At 69.0% G+C, this 13,132-nt stretch carries 14 protein-coding genes; 10 read left to right on the forward strand and 4 right to left on the reverse strand.

All coding sequences use genetic code 11. The features are described 5' to 3' along the window. Window positions 1-24: 24 nt before the first annotated feature. The 5 genes from JKL49_RS02665 to JKL49_RS02685 all read left to right on the forward strand — a co-directional run bounded on the left by JKL49_RS02665 (window position 25) and on the right by JKL49_RS02685 (window position 4,646). Complete coding sequence (locus JKL49_RS02665) at window positions 25-915, forward strand: transglutaminase-like domain-containing protein (protein WP_215338164.1); 891 nt, start codon at window positions 25-27, stop codon at window positions 913-915. 578 nt (window positions 916-1,493) lie between these two features. Beyond that, the gene (locus JKL49_RS02670) at window positions 1,494-1,943 is read left to right on the forward strand and encodes a hypothetical protein (protein ID WP_215338165.1); all 450 of its coding nucleotides are present in this window, start codon (window positions 1,494-1,496) and stop codon (window positions 1,941-1,943) included. 608 nt (window positions 1,944-2,551) lie between these two features. After that, window positions 2,552-3,310, forward strand: a complete 759-nt coding sequence (locus JKL49_RS02675; RefSeq protein ID WP_215338166.1) for a sulfite exporter TauE/SafE family protein — start codon at window positions 2,552-2,554, stop codon at window positions 3,308-3,310. After that, window positions 3,307-4,062: a sulfite exporter TauE/SafE family protein gene (locus JKL49_RS02680; protein WP_215338167.1), complete on the forward strand. Its 756-nt coding sequence runs from the start codon at window positions 3,307-3,309 to the stop codon at window positions 4,060-4,062. The genes JKL49_RS02675 and JKL49_RS02680 overlap by 4 nt, the downstream gene beginning before the upstream one ends. Then, window positions 4,059-4,646, forward strand: coding sequence for a GNAT family N-acetyltransferase (locus JKL49_RS02685; protein WP_215338168.1), 588 nt, complete (start codon window positions 4,059-4,061; stop codon window positions 4,644-4,646). The genes JKL49_RS02680 and JKL49_RS02685 overlap by 4 nt, the downstream gene beginning before the upstream one ends. Before the next feature lie 37 nt (window positions 4,647-4,683). On the opposite strand, the gene JKL49_RS02690 is transcribed toward JKL49_RS02685, so the two are convergent. Then, window positions 4,684-5,562, reverse strand: coding sequence for an SDR family NAD(P)-dependent oxidoreductase (locus JKL49_RS02690; protein ID WP_215338169.1), 879 nt, complete (start codon window positions 5,560-5,562; stop codon window positions 4,684-4,686). 124 nt (window positions 5,563-5,686) lie between these two features. Here JKL49_RS02690 and JKL49_RS02695 point away from each other — a divergent pair, with 124 nt between their 5' ends. Continuing rightward, window positions 5,687-7,408, forward strand: coding sequence for an alkyl sulfatase dimerization domain-containing protein (locus tag JKL49_RS02695; RefSeq protein WP_215338170.1), 1,722 nt, complete (start codon window positions 5,687-5,689; stop codon window positions 7,406-7,408). Here JKL49_RS02695 and JKL49_RS02700 read toward each other — a convergent pair. Both JKL49_RS02700 and tadA read right to left on the reverse strand, forming a co-directional pair. Further along, a complete protein-coding gene (locus tag JKL49_RS02700; protein WP_215338171.1) occupies window positions 7,394-7,828 on the reverse strand; it encodes a DUF6265 family protein in 435 nt (144 codons plus the stop codon). The two genes, JKL49_RS02695 and JKL49_RS02700, sit on opposite strands and share 15 nt — an antisense overlap. Next, a complete protein-coding gene (gene tadA / locus JKL49_RS02705; protein ID WP_215338172.1) occupies window positions 7,825-8,277 on the reverse strand; it encodes a tRNA adenosine(34) deaminase TadA in 453 nt (150 codons plus the stop codon). The genes JKL49_RS02700 and tadA overlap by 4 nt, the downstream gene beginning before the upstream one ends. 12 nt (window positions 8,278-8,289) lie before the next feature. Here tadA and JKL49_RS02710 point away from each other — a divergent pair, with 12 nt between their 5' ends. Both JKL49_RS02710 and rsmD read left to right on the forward strand, forming a co-directional pair. Continuing rightward, on the forward strand, window positions 8,290-9,852 hold the full coding sequence (locus JKL49_RS02710) for a pseudouridine synthase (RefSeq protein WP_215338173.1): 1,563 nt from the start codon (window positions 8,290-8,292) through the stop codon (window positions 9,850-9,852). A 107-nt stretch (window positions 9,853-9,959) separates the two neighbouring features. Beyond that, entirely contained in the window at window positions 9,960-10,574 is a 615-nt protein-coding gene (gene rsmD / locus JKL49_RS02715) for a 16S rRNA (guanine(966)-N(2))-methyltransferase RsmD (protein WP_215338174.1), read from the forward strand. Window positions 10,575-10,579: 5 nt separating this feature from the next. On the opposite strand, the gene JKL49_RS02720 is transcribed toward rsmD, so the two are convergent. Further along, the gene (locus JKL49_RS02720) at window positions 10,580-10,855 is read right to left on the reverse strand and encodes a YjhX family toxin (protein WP_215338175.1); all 276 of its coding nucleotides are present in this window, start codon (window positions 10,853-10,855) and stop codon (window positions 10,580-10,582) included. 430 nt (window positions 10,856-11,285) lie between these two features. Here JKL49_RS02720 and JKL49_RS02725 point away from each other — a divergent pair, with 430 nt between their 5' ends. Both JKL49_RS02725 and JKL49_RS02730 read left to right on the forward strand, forming a co-directional pair. Then, the gene (locus tag JKL49_RS02725) at window positions 11,286-12,890 is read left to right on the forward strand and encodes an ATP-binding protein (RefSeq protein ID WP_215338176.1); all 1,605 of its coding nucleotides are present in this window, start codon (window positions 11,286-11,288) and stop codon (window positions 12,888-12,890) included. A 69-nt stretch (window positions 12,891-12,959) separates the two neighbouring features. Further along, window positions 12,960-13,106, forward strand: coding sequence for a hypothetical protein (locus JKL49_RS02730; protein ID WP_215338177.1), 147 nt, complete (start codon window positions 12,960-12,962; stop codon window positions 13,104-13,106). The last annotated feature ends 26 nt before the right edge of the window (window positions 13,107-13,132 follow it).

The following is a 13,132-nucleotide window of genomic DNA, read 5'->3' on the forward strand; positions in this document are numbered from 1 at the left end:
TGAAAAACTGGCCACGGATCGGGCATGGGCTATGCTGGCCACATGACCGACAAGGCCTTCCTCGACGGCTATCGCAGCCCGGGCGTCTTCACCGGCCTCGACGGCTTCGAGGACCAGATCGATGCCCTGCCCGCCGAGGTCGGCGCGGTGGCCGCCTTCGTCCACGGCCTGCTGATCCATGAGGGTCTCGCGGCAGCCTATGGCGTCACCCTGGCGCCGGGCCGGTTCGACGAGAAGCAGATCCACGGGACCACCGCCCTGCTGCGCCAGGCGATGCGTCTCCACGACCGCCCCATCACCGAGCCCCGCGCGCCGGAGCATCGGGTGGTGGGCGTCTGCCGCCACTTCGCCGTCCTGTTCGCCGCCGTCATGCGCCGCAAGGGCTTCCCCGCCCGCGTCCGCTGCGGCTTCGCCAACTATTTCGAGCCGGGCAAGCACTTCGACCACTGGGTCGGCGAGTACTGGAACGGGGATCGCTGGGTGCTGGTGGACAGCCAGGTCGACGACCTGCAGCGCAAGCTCTTCAACCTGACCCTCGATCCCCTCGACGTCCCCCGCGACCGCTTCCTCGTCGGCGGCGACGCCTGGCGCGCCTGCCGCCAGGGCGCTGACCCCATGGGCTTCGGGGTCTCAGGCACGCAGATGTGGGGCCTGGTCGAGGTCTATGGCGACATCTTCCAGGACCTCGCCGCCCTCCAGAACATCGAGCTCCTCCCCTGGGGCTGGTACGGCCTGGCCACCGACGAGGCGGGGATGAAAGAGACCGCGCTGATCGACAAGCTGGCCGACACCTCCAGCCGCGCGGACGAGGCGGCGATGGCCGAGCTGGCGGAGTTAGTGGCGGCCGATGAGCGGCTCCGGCCGCCGCACGACCGCGTCGCGGAGACCGCCAAGGCTGAAGCTGCGATCCTATAGCTCCTCCTCCGGGCAGGAGCTTCGATACGTGCATGACCCATCGACTGCGCGGCTTGGCTGATTGCGCGTCGGGACACGTCGACCCCCAAATCGTTCCTAGGACGTTCGCTTTTTGGGGGTAGGTGTGACTCTCCTCTTGTGGGGTGAGGTGTGAGGGCCTACCAAGCGGCATGGATCGCCCTTCGAATCACGCGTCCGAAGTGTTGCTGACTAACGCCGACTTGGTTCGGTGGGAGGCGGAAGCTCTTGAGCTGAGGGCACAGGGCCAAGCCCTGTTTGACCGTAGCGACAGGTTGCTAAGACGCGTCGAGGCCGGGCGCAGTCTCCTGGATGACGTCGCGGCGGACGAAGGCTGGTCGGCTGTTCCCCCCGCGTCGCTCACGCCGGAAGCCCCAAGCCTCCCCCAAGTTGAGGTGCCGGAGCCCGAGACGAACCCGCTGAGCGATGAGTTCATCCTAAGCGCCCCCGTCGAGCCGGGCCGGGGTGTGTGGCGACGGTTCATTCGAGCTGCGGTTTACGCATCGGGAGAAGGGCTGTCCGGACCCCAACTTCGGGCTCTTGTCAATGCTAACCGTGACTTGGGCCCCAAGTTCGCTAGTAGCGACAAGGGATTCTACAACGCATTACTGCGCATTCAGAATACTGGCGAAATTATAAGACACAAGGGCCGCTATTATTCTCCCGGAAGCTTTGAAGACCACAAACGAAAGGTTGACGCCGGAGAGATCAATGAAGCTGCGTTGCCTGAAACAGGCAATGCCTATTCACCGATGGGCGAGGCGATCATGGACCTTGTCCACGCAAACCCCGGAATTGCTGGCGCTGATGTTGTCAGGGCGCTTAGGACCGATGCGGAGTTCAACGCTGCACTCACACCTCACACCACGGGCGCATTCAACGTGATCGCCCGCCTAGCGCGACGTAGGCAGATCGACCGGACGGGGAGTGATTGCTTCCCAGGCCCGAACATGCCCCCGCGCGATCCAGCGAGCCGCTGGAACAAGCCGAAGGAGACCTTCTTGAACTAGGCCCAGACGCGCAAAAGGCCCGACTTGCGCCGGGCCAATCACCGGTCGGACCCCAAGGAATCCAACGCGTCCTAAGCAAGCGCATCCTACGGAATTCGGCTCAAAAATCAACCCCGTCCTAAGGACATGGGCATGAGCCCTCACGACCAATCGCGGGACAAGCATCGCCCGCAGCCGGACCAGCGCAAGCCGCCGCGTCCGTTCAAGCCAACCTCTCGCCCGCCTCATCCGCGCTGTTAGAGGACATTAGCCGCCGCCTTCAGGCGGTGACTTTTCAGTGGGGGCGCCAGGTTCAGGCTTGGCGCCCTTCCGCTTTGTTCAGCAGGTGAATCTGGGGGAGGAATTTCCCGCGTCACCCCGCCCCTCTCGACGGCTCCGCTTGTTCGGGTGTAGAGAACCCGCGCTCTCCAAGAGCCGGGTCGATCCGCCGTTGCGTGATCCCCAGGCTCCGTCCTCGCCGCGACCGGCGGACGTCTGAGAGCACAGCGCCTTCCTCCGGAGGGTGAGCGGGCGGACCCGCACATTCCGCGCACGATGCGCAGCTGTCCGGCGATCGGAGGGGGCCTGTGTCCCTCTCGACGAAGCCGGCGCAACCGGAGGACGACCCCATGAGCGCTCTCGCAGCCCTCTTCATCCTTGTTCTGGCGTTCGTGACCGCCACGCTCTCAGGCGTGTTCGGCATGGCCGGCGGCCTTGTCCTGATGGGAGGGCTGGCCCTGGTCCTCCCCGTCTCGGCGGCCTTCGTCACCCACGGACTGCTGCAGCTGGTCGCCAACGGCTGGCGGGCGATCCTGCATCGCCAGCACGTCAACTGGCGGATCGTGGCGCTCTATGCGGTGGGCTCGCTGATCGCCGGGACCGCCATCTCGCTGATCGCGCTGACGCCCTCCAAGCCCTACCTCTTCCTGTTCATGGGCCTGCTGCCGGGCCTGCTCTGGCTGCCCCAGGACTGGATCAAGCTGGACGCCGCCCGGCCGCTCCAAGCCCTGCTCTCAGGCATCATGGTCACCGGCGTGAACCTGACGGCGGGCGTGGCGGGACCGCTGCTGGACATCTTCTTCGTGCGCACGGCGCTCACCCGCCACGTCATTGTCGCCACCAAGGCCGCCACCCAGGTCTTCGCCCACCTGGCCAAGATCATCGTCTATGGCGGGCTGATGCTGCGCACCCATGACGGCGCCGCCATGCCGCCGGTCTGGCTGTTCGCGGCCGCCATCCCGCTCTCCATGCTGGGAACCGTGGTAGGGGGGCGCATCCTCGACAGGCTCACCGACATCAACTTCAAGCGCTACACCCGGCTGATCGTGACCGCGGTGGGGATCATGTACCTGGTCCAGGCGGGTCAGCTGTTCCTGAGCGGCCGATGACCGCCTGGCTGGGCGCCCTCATCCTGGCGGGCGTCCTGGCCACCGCCACCCTCTCGGGCGTCTTCGGCATGGCGGGCGGGCTGATCCTGATGGGTCTGCTCACCGCCCTGCTGCCGGTGCCCGCCGCCCTGGCCATCCACGGCCTGGTGCAGATGGCCTCCAACGCCTCGCGCATCCTGCTGCATCTCAAGCATGTGGTCTGGCGGGTGGTGGGCTTCTACGCCATCGGCGCAGTGGCCACGATGGGCGCCTTCCTGTTCATCTCCTACGCCCCCACCAAGGCCGTCGTGTACCTGGCGCTGGGCCTCTTACCGATCGTGGTCTGGCTGCCGGAGAGGTACATCCCCCTCGACGCCGCCCGGCCCCCCCACGCGGTGCTGGCGGGGATCCTCTCCACCGCCATGGCGCTGACCTCCGGCGTCTCCGGACCCCTGGCCGACGTCTTCCTGGTGCGCAGCGTCCTGACCCGCCACCAGGTGCTGTCCACCAAGGCCGCCCTGCAGATGTTCAGCCACCTGTCCAAGGTGCTGTTCTACGGCGGGGCGATCCTGATGGCCGGCGGCGGCGGCTTCACCCCACCCTGGCTGCTGGTGACGGCCTGCGCCCTGGCGGTCCTGGGGGTGACCCTCGGCGCCCGGGTGCTCGACAAGCTCACGGACCAGGGCTTCCGGTCCTGGCGGCGATGGATTTTCACCGGCATCGCAGCCATGTACCTCGTCCAGGCCGCGATCCTGTTTGCGAGGGGCTCATGAAAGTCGATCCGACCCGGGTGATGGAGAACCGCTTCGTGCGGCTGGAACCCTTCACGCAGGCCCACAAGGAAGAGCTGCGGGAGGCCTGCGACGCCGACCCCTCAGTCTGGACCGACCTCTATCCCTATTCCATGGCCGGCGAGCACTTCGACCCGATGTGGACCCGGATGCACGCCAACCAGGCCAAGGGCGTCTCGATCCACTGGGCGGTGGTGGTGGAGGGCCGCTGCATCGGCCTGACCTGCTACTCGTCCTACGACCTGCCAAACGCCAGCCTGGAGATCGGGGGCACCTACTATCACCCGGACTATCGCGGCGGAGCGGTCAACCCGGCGGCCAAGCGGTTGATGATGGGCCAGGCCTTCGGCGACGGCGCGCGCCGCGTGGTGTTCCGCGTCGACGCCATCAACGCCCGCTCCCGCGCCGCGGTCCTGAAGCTGGGCGGCGAGCTGGAGGGCATCCTGCGCCAGGACCGCGTCACCTGGACCGGCCGGGTGCGCGACACCTGCATCTTCTCGGTGCTGAAGGACGAATGGCCGGCGGTGCGGGACGGCCTCGACGCGCGGCTGGCGGGGTTTGCGTAGCCTTCCTCCCCCGTGAACGGGGGAGGAATACGCAGTCCTACGCGCTGGCCGCGGTCTTCTCTTCCGCCGCCGGGAAGAACACTTCCTTGGCGTGATCGGCGACGTCCTGAGCGGTGTAGGGCTTGCCCGGGTTGAAGCCGTCGGTCTGCAGCATCTTGATCTCGCGCACGCCGCGCGAGGAGACCCCCAGCACCTTGCCGGTATGGTCGGCGGCGAGGTCGGAGACCATGTAGAGCACGCCTGGCGCAATGTTTTCCGGCAGGCTCATGGCGTCCGGCTCCTTGCCCTGGCGGCCGGGCAGGTCCGACGTCATGCGGGTGAAGGCGCCCGGCGCCAGGCCCATGACCCGGATGCCGTACTTGCGCCCTTCAATGGAGAGCACGCGCATGAAGCCGTAGATGCCGGCCTTGGCCGCCCCGTAGTTGGACTGGCCGAAATTGCCGTAGAGGCCCGAGGTGGAGCTGGTCATGACGATGGCGCCGGGCTTGCCGTTGTCCTTCATCCACTTCCACACCGGCATGGTGCAGCAGTAGGTGCCCTTCAGGTGCACCTTCACCACCAGGTCCCAATCGGCCTCGGTGGTGTTGGCGAAGGTCTTGTCGCGCAGGATGCCGGCGTTGCAGACCAGGATGTCGATCTGGCCGTAGTTATCGAGCGCGGTCTTGGCGATGTTCTCGCCGCCGGCCATCGTCGAGACGTCGTCGCCGTTGGCCACGGCCTTGCCGCCGGCCGCGATGATCTCGTCCACCACCTTCTGGGCCGCGGCGCTGGTTCCATTGCCGGAGCCGTCGCGGGAGCCGCCCAGGTCGTTCACGACGACGCTGGCGCCCTCCGCGGCGAACAGCTTGGCATAGGCCTCGCCCAGACCGCCGCCGGCGCCCGTGACAATCGCCACCTTCCCATCAAGAAGTCCCATGGTCGTTCTCCCTATGATTTAATTATCCCGCATCATCGAACCGCGGCTGCGACCTGACAAGTATTGACCGCCACCGGGGCAGGGGGGTTTCTGGGGCAAAGAGCCGTCAGGTTGGGGGAACACCATGATCCGCGCACTCACCGTCGCCGCCTTCGGCCTGCTGGCCACCGCCGCCTGGGCCGACGAGCCCCCGGCCCGGATCGCGCCGTCGCTGGCCGCCCACACCGCCGAGTTCGCCCCCGCCAAGGTCTATGAGCCGGCCCTCGGCGTCTTTTCCGCCGTCGGCTACGGCATCGCCAACTCGATCATGGTGGTGGGCAAGAGCGGCGTGGTGATCATCGACACCACCGACAGCCTGGAGGAGGCGAAGAAGGTCTGGGCGGAGTTCGAGCCGCGCGCGGGCGGCAAGCCGGTCGTGGCCATCATCTACACCCACAACCACAACGACCACATCAGCGGCGCCTCGGCCTTCCCGCTCGCCAAGGGCGGCAAGGTGATCGCCCAGGCCTCCCTGCTGCGGGAGGCCGCCAAGTGGAACGGCGTCGCCGCCCCCTCCATCGCGGCCCGCGCCGCCCGCATGTACGGGGTCTTCCTGCCCAAGGGGACGCCGGACGGTTTCGTCAGCGTCGGCATCGGGCCATACCTGTCGGCCTTCGGCGGCGGCGGGTCGGGCGGGTTCATCACCCCGAACCTGACCTTCGACCAGGAGCTGAAGATCACCCTCGCCGGCGAGAAGTTCGTCCTGCAGCACGCACCCGGTGAGACCGAGGACCAGCTGTTCGTCTGGATGCCCGACCGCCGCGTGCTGTTCCCCGGCGACAACATCTACAAGGCCTTCCCCAACCTCTACACGATCCGCGGCACCAGCTACCGCGACCCGGTTCAGTGGGCGGCCTCGCTGGACCGCATGCGCGCTCTGCACGCGCAGGTCCTGGTCCCGTCCCACACCCGACCCATCGTCGGCGCGGACGCCATCGCCGCGACCCTGACCGACTATCGCGACGCCATTTCCTTCACCCACGACCAGACGGTCCGCTGGATGAACCAGGGCCTGACGCCGGACGAGATCGTGGAGAAGGTGAAGCTGCCCGCCCGCCTGGCCGCCAACCCCTACCTGTTCGAGCACTACGGCACGGTGGAGTGGTCGGTGCGCTCGATCTTCGCTGGCTATATGGGCTGGTTCAGCGGCGACGCCGCCGAGCTGTCCAGGGACGCGCCCGACCTCCGCGCCAAGGAGATCACCGACCTGGCCGGCGGTCCCGCCGCCGCGCTCGCCAAGGCGCAGGCCGCCTATACCGAGGGGCGCTGGAAGTGGTCGGCGGAACTGGCGACCTATGTCCGCCGCGCCGACCCGTCGCTGAAGGGTGAGGCCGACGCCCTGGAGGCCAAGGCCCTGCGCCAGCTCGGCTTCGACAGCGTCTCGCCCAACGGCCGCAACTACTACCTTGAGCAGGCCGCCGAACTCTCGGGCAAGGCGCCCGGCTGGAAGCAAATCATCGGCGCGCGGCAGGGCGGGGCCCAGGCCGTGGGCCTGCCGGCCAGCGCCATCGTCGCCACCTTCCCGGTTCGCCTCAACGCCGAAAAGGCCGCCGACGCCACGACCGCGCTCGTCCTGCGCATGACCGGAGACGGCGACTGGACCATCCGCGTCCGCCAGGGCGTCGCCGAGACCTCGACGGGCATGGCCCCGGACGCCGCCGTCGTGCTGGCCGGCGCCAAGGCCGACCTCGTCGCCGCCATGGCCTCGCCCGCCGCGATGCAGGGCGCCCTGGCCTCGGGCAAGCTGAAGCTGGAGAAGGGCGCGCCCGCCGACCTGGCCGCGGTGCTCGATCTATTCCGGGGCTAGGACGCGGCTATAGGTCCAGTGCTCGGCGCGCAGCTTGCCGCCGACCATGCCCTCGATCCCGGCGCAGAGGCTCTCGCCGCAGCGGCGGTACATGACCCGCTGGGGGAAATCGTGGGCCTTGTTCTCGAAGACGGCGCTGCCCGGGTCGCTGGGGATCGCCACGAAGGGGGTCGGCGGCTGGCCGTCGACATGGGCGGTGAAGGTCAGGCCGGCGGGCGTCACGGTGATCGTCATGAACTCCGAGCGTGCGGGCTTGCCGGGCCGGTTGGTCTGGCCCGCGCCGGACATCGTCCCGGCGAGCGGCGGCAGCCAGGTTTCCCGCGTCACCACCCCGTCCTGCTCGTGGGTCCAGGACCCGGCCATCCAGGTCAGGTCGGCGGGCGCCGCGATCACCGCCGCCGCCAGCATCGCCAGCATCATGTCGGCTCTCCCTTTTTCCGCCGCGCCCGGAAGAAGCCCTTCAGCATGTCCGAGCTTTCCTCCGCCAGCACCCCGCCCACGACCTCCGGCCGCCAGTGACAGGTGGGCTGTTCGAAGAAGCGGGGGCCATGCACGACGGCCCCGCCCTTGGCGTCGTCGGCGCCGAACACCACCCGGCCGATCCGCGCATGGCTGATGGCCCCGGCGCACATGGCGCAGGGCTCCAGGGTGACCACCAGGGTCAGCCCCGTCAGCCGGTAGTTGCCGAGCTTCTGGGCCGCCGCCCGCAGCGCCACGATCTCGGCATGCGCCGTGGGATCGTGGCTGCCGATGGGCTGGTTGGCGCCCGTGGCGATCACCTCGCCGGTAGCCGGATCGACCACGGCGGCGCCCACCGGGGTCTCGCCCCGGTCGGCTGCGGCTTGCGCCGCTTCGAGCGCGATGCGCATGGTGCGAAGATCATGGTCCACGATCCCCAAGACACCCAGGAGACCCCCGAAGGTCAAGGCGGCGAACGTATCGCCAAGGCGATGGCGCGCGCCGGCGTGGCCTCGCGCCGCGAGGTGGAGCGCCTGATCGAGGCCGGCCGGGTCTTCGTCAACGGGGTGCAGGTGACGACGCCGGCCACCAAGGTCGAGGCCGACGATGTGCTCACCGTCGACGGCGCCCTGGTCCAGGCCGCCGAGCCCGCCCGCCTGTTCCGCTACCACAAGCCCGTCGGCCTGGTGACCACCCACAAGGACACGCAGGAACGCCCCACCGTCTTCGACGCCCTGCCCAAGGCCTTGCCGCGGCTGATCTCGGTGGGCCGCCTCGACCTCAATTCCGAGGGCCTGCTGCTGCTGACCAATGACGGCGGCCTGGCGCGCGCCCTGGAACTGCCGGCCAGCGCCATCGTGCGGCGCTACCGCGCCCGCGCCCGGGGCCGCGTCACCCAGGAAAAGCTCGACAGCCTGAAGAACGGCGTCACCGTCGAGGGCGTCAGCTATGGCGCCATCGAGGCCCATCTGGACAAGGCCAAGGAGGGCGGCCAGGGCGCCAACGTCTGGATCACCGTGACGCTCGCCGAAGGCAAGAACCGCGAGGTTCGCCGCGTGCTTGAGGCGCTCGGCCTCACCGTCAACCGCCTGATCCGCATGTCCTATGGCCCCCTCGCCCTGGGAACCCTGGCCGTCGGGGAGATCGAGGAGGTCGGCCCCCGCGTCATCCGCGAGCAGTTCGCCGACCACATCGCGCCCGGAAACCTGCCCAACGGCGACCGCGCCCAGTTCTCCAAGCCCATCGCCACCCACGCCGGCGGCGACGTCCAGCGCCGCGGCCGCACGGCGCCGGGCGCCGGCCACCACACCGGCCCCGACGACGGCATGCCGGGCAAGCCCAAGACCGTCTACAAGGCCGGCTGGGCCAAGCCCACCATCACGCCGAGCCCGCACCCCAAGCGCAAGGCCAAGCCCAAGCCGGCCGGCCCCGTCGCCCAGGTCCGTCCCACCGCCATCCCCGCCCGCGCCCCGCGTTCCGACGCCCGCCTCGCCGCCCAGCGCGCCGAGCCCCGCGCGCCTCGCCCGGACGCCCCTCGGTCAGAGGCGCCGCGCCCGGATCGCGCCCCGCGCGCCGCCGCGCCTCGCCCCGAGCGCACAGACGCCAGGCCTCCGCGACGCGACGGTCCGTCCGCCGACGCGCCGCGCCCGGTGCGCGCGACGGGCCCCCGCCCCGGCGCCCCGCGTTCCGGTCCTCGCCCCAACCTCGCCAAGCCGGACGCGACGCCCAAGCGCAAGGAAGGCCCCAAGGCCGACTCCCGCCGTCCCGACCGCTTCAAGGGCCCGCGCCCGGACGGCGGCAAGACCCGCGACGCTCGGCCTGCCGCGCAGGACGCGGTCCGCGAGCCTAAGCGTTCTGGATCTCCGCCGGCGGCCGGGCGGCCTTCAGGCCCGCGCGGGCAGACTCCGTCGCCATCACGGCCGCAAAGCTCGCCCGCTCGTCGGCCAGGCCCTCCGCCAAAGGGCGGTCCAAAGCGGCGCGGGTAAGCCGCTTGGCCTAGGCGATCCCTTGCGTTCGACGGTGACGAAAGTCATCAACGGCCCTCCAGTGTCGCGGCGTTCCTGGCCGAGACGTCCAGCCGTCCGGGGTATCCATGCGCATCGTGTCCGGCGACTTCCGCGGCAAGGCCATCGTCACGCCGCAGGGCGACGCCACCCGCCCCACCTCCGACCGCGCCCGCCAGGCGGTGTTCAACATCCTGGAGCACGCCGCCTGGTCCAGGGGCCTGCGGGACCTGCGCGCCATCGACCTGTTCGCGGGCTCAGGGGCCTTGGGTTTTGAAGCCCTCTCCCGCGGCGCGGCCTTCTGCCTGTTCGTGGAGACCGACGAGGCCGCCCGCGGCGCGATCCGCGAGAACGTCGATGCGATGGGCCTGTTTGGCCGCACCCGCGTCCACCGCCGCTCGGCCATCGACCTCGGCCAGCGTCCAGGCGCCGACGGCCCGGCCTTCGACCTCGCCTTCCTCGATCCGCCCTACGCCAAGGGCCTGGGCGAGACCGCGCTGGCCAAGCTGCGGGACGGCGGCTGGCTGGCGCCGGAGGCTCTGATCGTCTTCGAGCGCGGCTCGGCCGAACCGGCCTTCAGCGTCGAAGGCTTCGAGGTGCTGGCCGCGCGCGACTACGGCGCCGCGCGCGTCCATTTTCTCAAGCTCGGAGCGCGACCAGGCGAAGTGGAAACCGGCTCGCCGTCCGGAAGCGCAACCAAGTAAAAGCGTCACCAACCCCGGACTGACGTCCGGTTGTCGAGCTGGGCCCGCAGGTTCACCAGACCGTCGCGGGTCACCCGATAGGGCTGGCCATCGCGGCTGGCGATCAGCCGTCGCTTCTTGAGGCTTTTGAAGACGGCGAGATCGCATTCGTCGAGCCGCCAGCCATCGCGGCTGATGCAGGTGGCCCGGGTCACGTGACCTCGGTCGTCGCGTTCAAGGAGAATCTGGCCGCCTTGGGCCAGGGCGTGCAGCGTGCGTTGCTGCGCTTTGGAAATGTTCAAGGGACTGTCCGGAACTGAGCATGACAAGGCGCGCCCGCGCGCTGGCGCGGACGACGAAGGGCCATGGGCCGATCGGGAGCGTGACAGTCGAAAGTGGACGCCGGTTTCGACGCCCGTCACGCTCAATCCAAGAAGTCTTGGAACCTCGGTCGGCGGTTAGGCCCGGGTCCCGAACACAGTCTCTGACATAATCTCCCCTTGGGTTCAGACCGCCCTATCCTAGGCGACGCGCTCGTCTGCGCAACAATCTAGGCTGCAGGGGCGCGCTCCAATCTATGCATGAATATACTGGCGCGGGATCCAATATGACAAACATATGACAGATCTGAGGCGCCGATATCGAGTCATTCCAAAGTATATCACTGCCCAGATTCACTCTGTGTTAGTTCACGCGACCTAGGACTGGGTGACCCCCAGTACGAGGCCTTGCATGTCCGGCGTCCTCCTCGACCTCGTCCAACGTTCGTTTCCCATCGACCCCGACACCCCAGGCGCCCTGATCTACGAGCGGTTCGAGGCCGAGCCCGATACCCTCGCCATCGCGGTGGTCGGCGCCGACGGCGCGCCGGTGGGGCTGGTGGAGCGCACCGCCTTCTTCCTGGCCATGGCCGGCCAGTTCGGCCGCGCCCTCTATGCCGGCCGCCCGATCTCCCTGCTGATGAACCCCGAGCCCCTGGTGGTGGAGGGCTCTGTCGATGTGGCGGCCTTCTGCGGCGAGGCCCTGGCCGAGCGGCCCTCGGAACTGCTGCGCGGCTTCATCGTCACGCAAGGCGGCCTCTATGCGGGGGTGGGCAGCGCGCTCTGCCTGCTGCAGGCCACCAACGCCGCCAGCCGCGCCCACGCCGACGAAATGACCACCCTGGCTGCAGCCATGGACCAGGCGCGGATGGAGGCCCAGGCGGCGCTCACCGCCAAGTCGCAGTTCCTGGCGGTGATGAGCCACGAGATCCGCACGCCCCTGAACGGCGTCCTGGCCATCGCCGACATCCTGGCGCGCAAGCTCGCCCAGCCCGAGCTCATTCCCTATGTGCGCGGCATCCAGGATTCCGGCGAAACCCTGCTGCGCCTGCTCACCGACGCCCTGGACCTGTCGCGGGCCGACGCCGGCCGGCTGGAGCTGAACGAGGACAGCTTCGCCCTGGCCCGGGTGACCGGCGACCTGTCCACCCTCTGGGGCGCCCGGGCCGAACTGAAGGGCCTCACCCTGAACATCGTCTATGACGGCCCCGCCGACCAGTGGGCCCTGGGTGACGAGATCCGCATCAAGCAGGTGTTCAACAACCTGATCGGCAATGCGCTGAAGTTCACCGAGAGCGGTGGCGTCGAGGTCGCGCTCCGCGTCCGCCGCGACGGCGTCCACCTGGCCGTGGAGGGCGAGGTCTCCGACACCGGCGCGGGCGTACCGGAGGACCGGCTGGCCAGCATCTTCCAGCCCTTCAGCCAGACCGAGTCGGGCCTGAAACAGGGCGGGGCAGGTCTTGGCCTCTCCATCTGCCGCGAGCTGGTGGACCAGATGGGCGGGACCATTGGGGCGGCCGGCAACGCCGCAGGCGGCCTTTGTCTCAGCTTCGCCATCCCGCTGTTCGACCTGCCGGCGCCTTGCGAGATCGCCTTGGCGCAGGAGGCGCAGCGCCTGGAGCAGGGGGGGCTCCACATCCTGATCGCCGACGACAACGCCACCAACCGCCTGGTGGCCGAGACCCTCTGCGACATGTTCGGGGCCACCACCGAGAGCGTCGAGGACGGACTGCAGGCGCTGACCGCCGCCACCGAGCGTCGCTTCGATCTGATCCTGATGGACATCCGCATGCCCAACCTGGACGGGGTCGCCGCCACCCGCGCCATCCGCGCCTTGCCGGGCGTGGCCGGGCAGGTGCCGATCCTGGCGCTCACCGCCAACGCCGATCCGTGGGACGCGGTCAGCTACATGGCCCAGGGCATGAATGGCGTGGTGGAAAAGCCCATCAAGCCAGAACGCCTGATGGTCGCGATCAATGAGGCCCTGGACAACGACCGGCGCGCGGTCGCGGCTTAGGGGCTGAGGGCTTCCACCATAGAGACTCCAAGGGGAGAAGGACATTTTCACCCGCCTCACCCCTTCGTCGTGAACACCACACTGGGCGCCGAGCGCTCCGCCGGGCCGTGGTTCACCGCCTCGATGTTCCGCGCGCGCTACGAGGGACGCGCCGTGGGCTTCACGGAGTATCTCGTGACGGCGATGCGGGCGTATGCCGACAAGGCATTGAGCTAGCCCAAATCCGCTCATCCCGGCGAAGG

It is taken from the genome of Phenylobacterium glaciei (genome assembly GCF_016772415.1).
In the GTDB taxonomy this organism is placed as follows: Bacteria; Pseudomonadota; Alphaproteobacteria; order Caulobacterales; family Caulobacteraceae; genus Phenylobacterium; species Phenylobacterium glaciei.

What these genes read in the sequence shown, in the direction of transcription:
- JKL49_RS02680 (WP_215338167.1), top strand. Translation starts at nt 3,307, where the DNA reads ATGACCGCCTGGCTGGGCGCCCTCATCCTGGCGGGCGTCCTGGCCACC.
- JKL49_RS02700 (WP_215338171.1), bottom strand. Translation starts at nt 7,828, where the DNA reads ATGATGCTGGCGATGCTGGCGGCGGCGGTGATCGCGGCGCCCGCCGAC.
- JKL49_RS02695 (WP_215338170.1), top strand. Translation starts at nt 5,687, where the DNA reads ATGATCCGCGCACTCACCGTCGCCGCCTTCGGCCTGCTGGCCACCGCC.
- tadA (WP_215338172.1), bottom strand. Translation starts at nt 8,277, where the DNA reads ATGCGCATCGCGCTCGAAGCGGCGCAAGCCGCAGCCGACCGGGGCGAG.
- JKL49_RS02710 (WP_215338173.1), top strand. Translation starts at nt 8,290, where the DNA reads ATGGTCCACGATCCCCAAGACACCCAGGAGACCCCCGAAGGTCAAGGC.
- JKL49_RS02675 (WP_215338166.1), top strand. Translation starts at nt 2,552, where the DNA reads ATGAGCGCTCTCGCAGCCCTCTTCATCCTTGTTCTGGCGTTCGTGACC.
- rsmD (WP_215338174.1), top strand. Translation starts at nt 9,960, where the DNA reads ATGCGCATCGTGTCCGGCGACTTCCGCGGCAAGGCCATCGTCACGCCG.
- JKL49_RS02665 (WP_215338164.1), top strand. Translation starts at nt 25, where the DNA reads ATGGGCTATGCTGGCCACATGACCGACAAGGCCTTCCTCGACGGCTAT.
- JKL49_RS02685 (WP_215338168.1), top strand. Translation starts at nt 4,059, where the DNA reads ATGAAAGTCGATCCGACCCGGGTGATGGAGAACCGCTTCGTGCGGCTG.
- JKL49_RS02725 (WP_215338176.1), top strand. Translation starts at nt 11,286, where the DNA reads ATGTCCGGCGTCCTCCTCGACCTCGTCCAACGTTCGTTTCCCATCGAC.
- JKL49_RS02690 (WP_215338169.1), bottom strand. Translation starts at nt 5,562, where the DNA reads ATGGGACTTCTTGATGGGAAGGTGGCGATTGTCACGGGCGCCGGCGGC.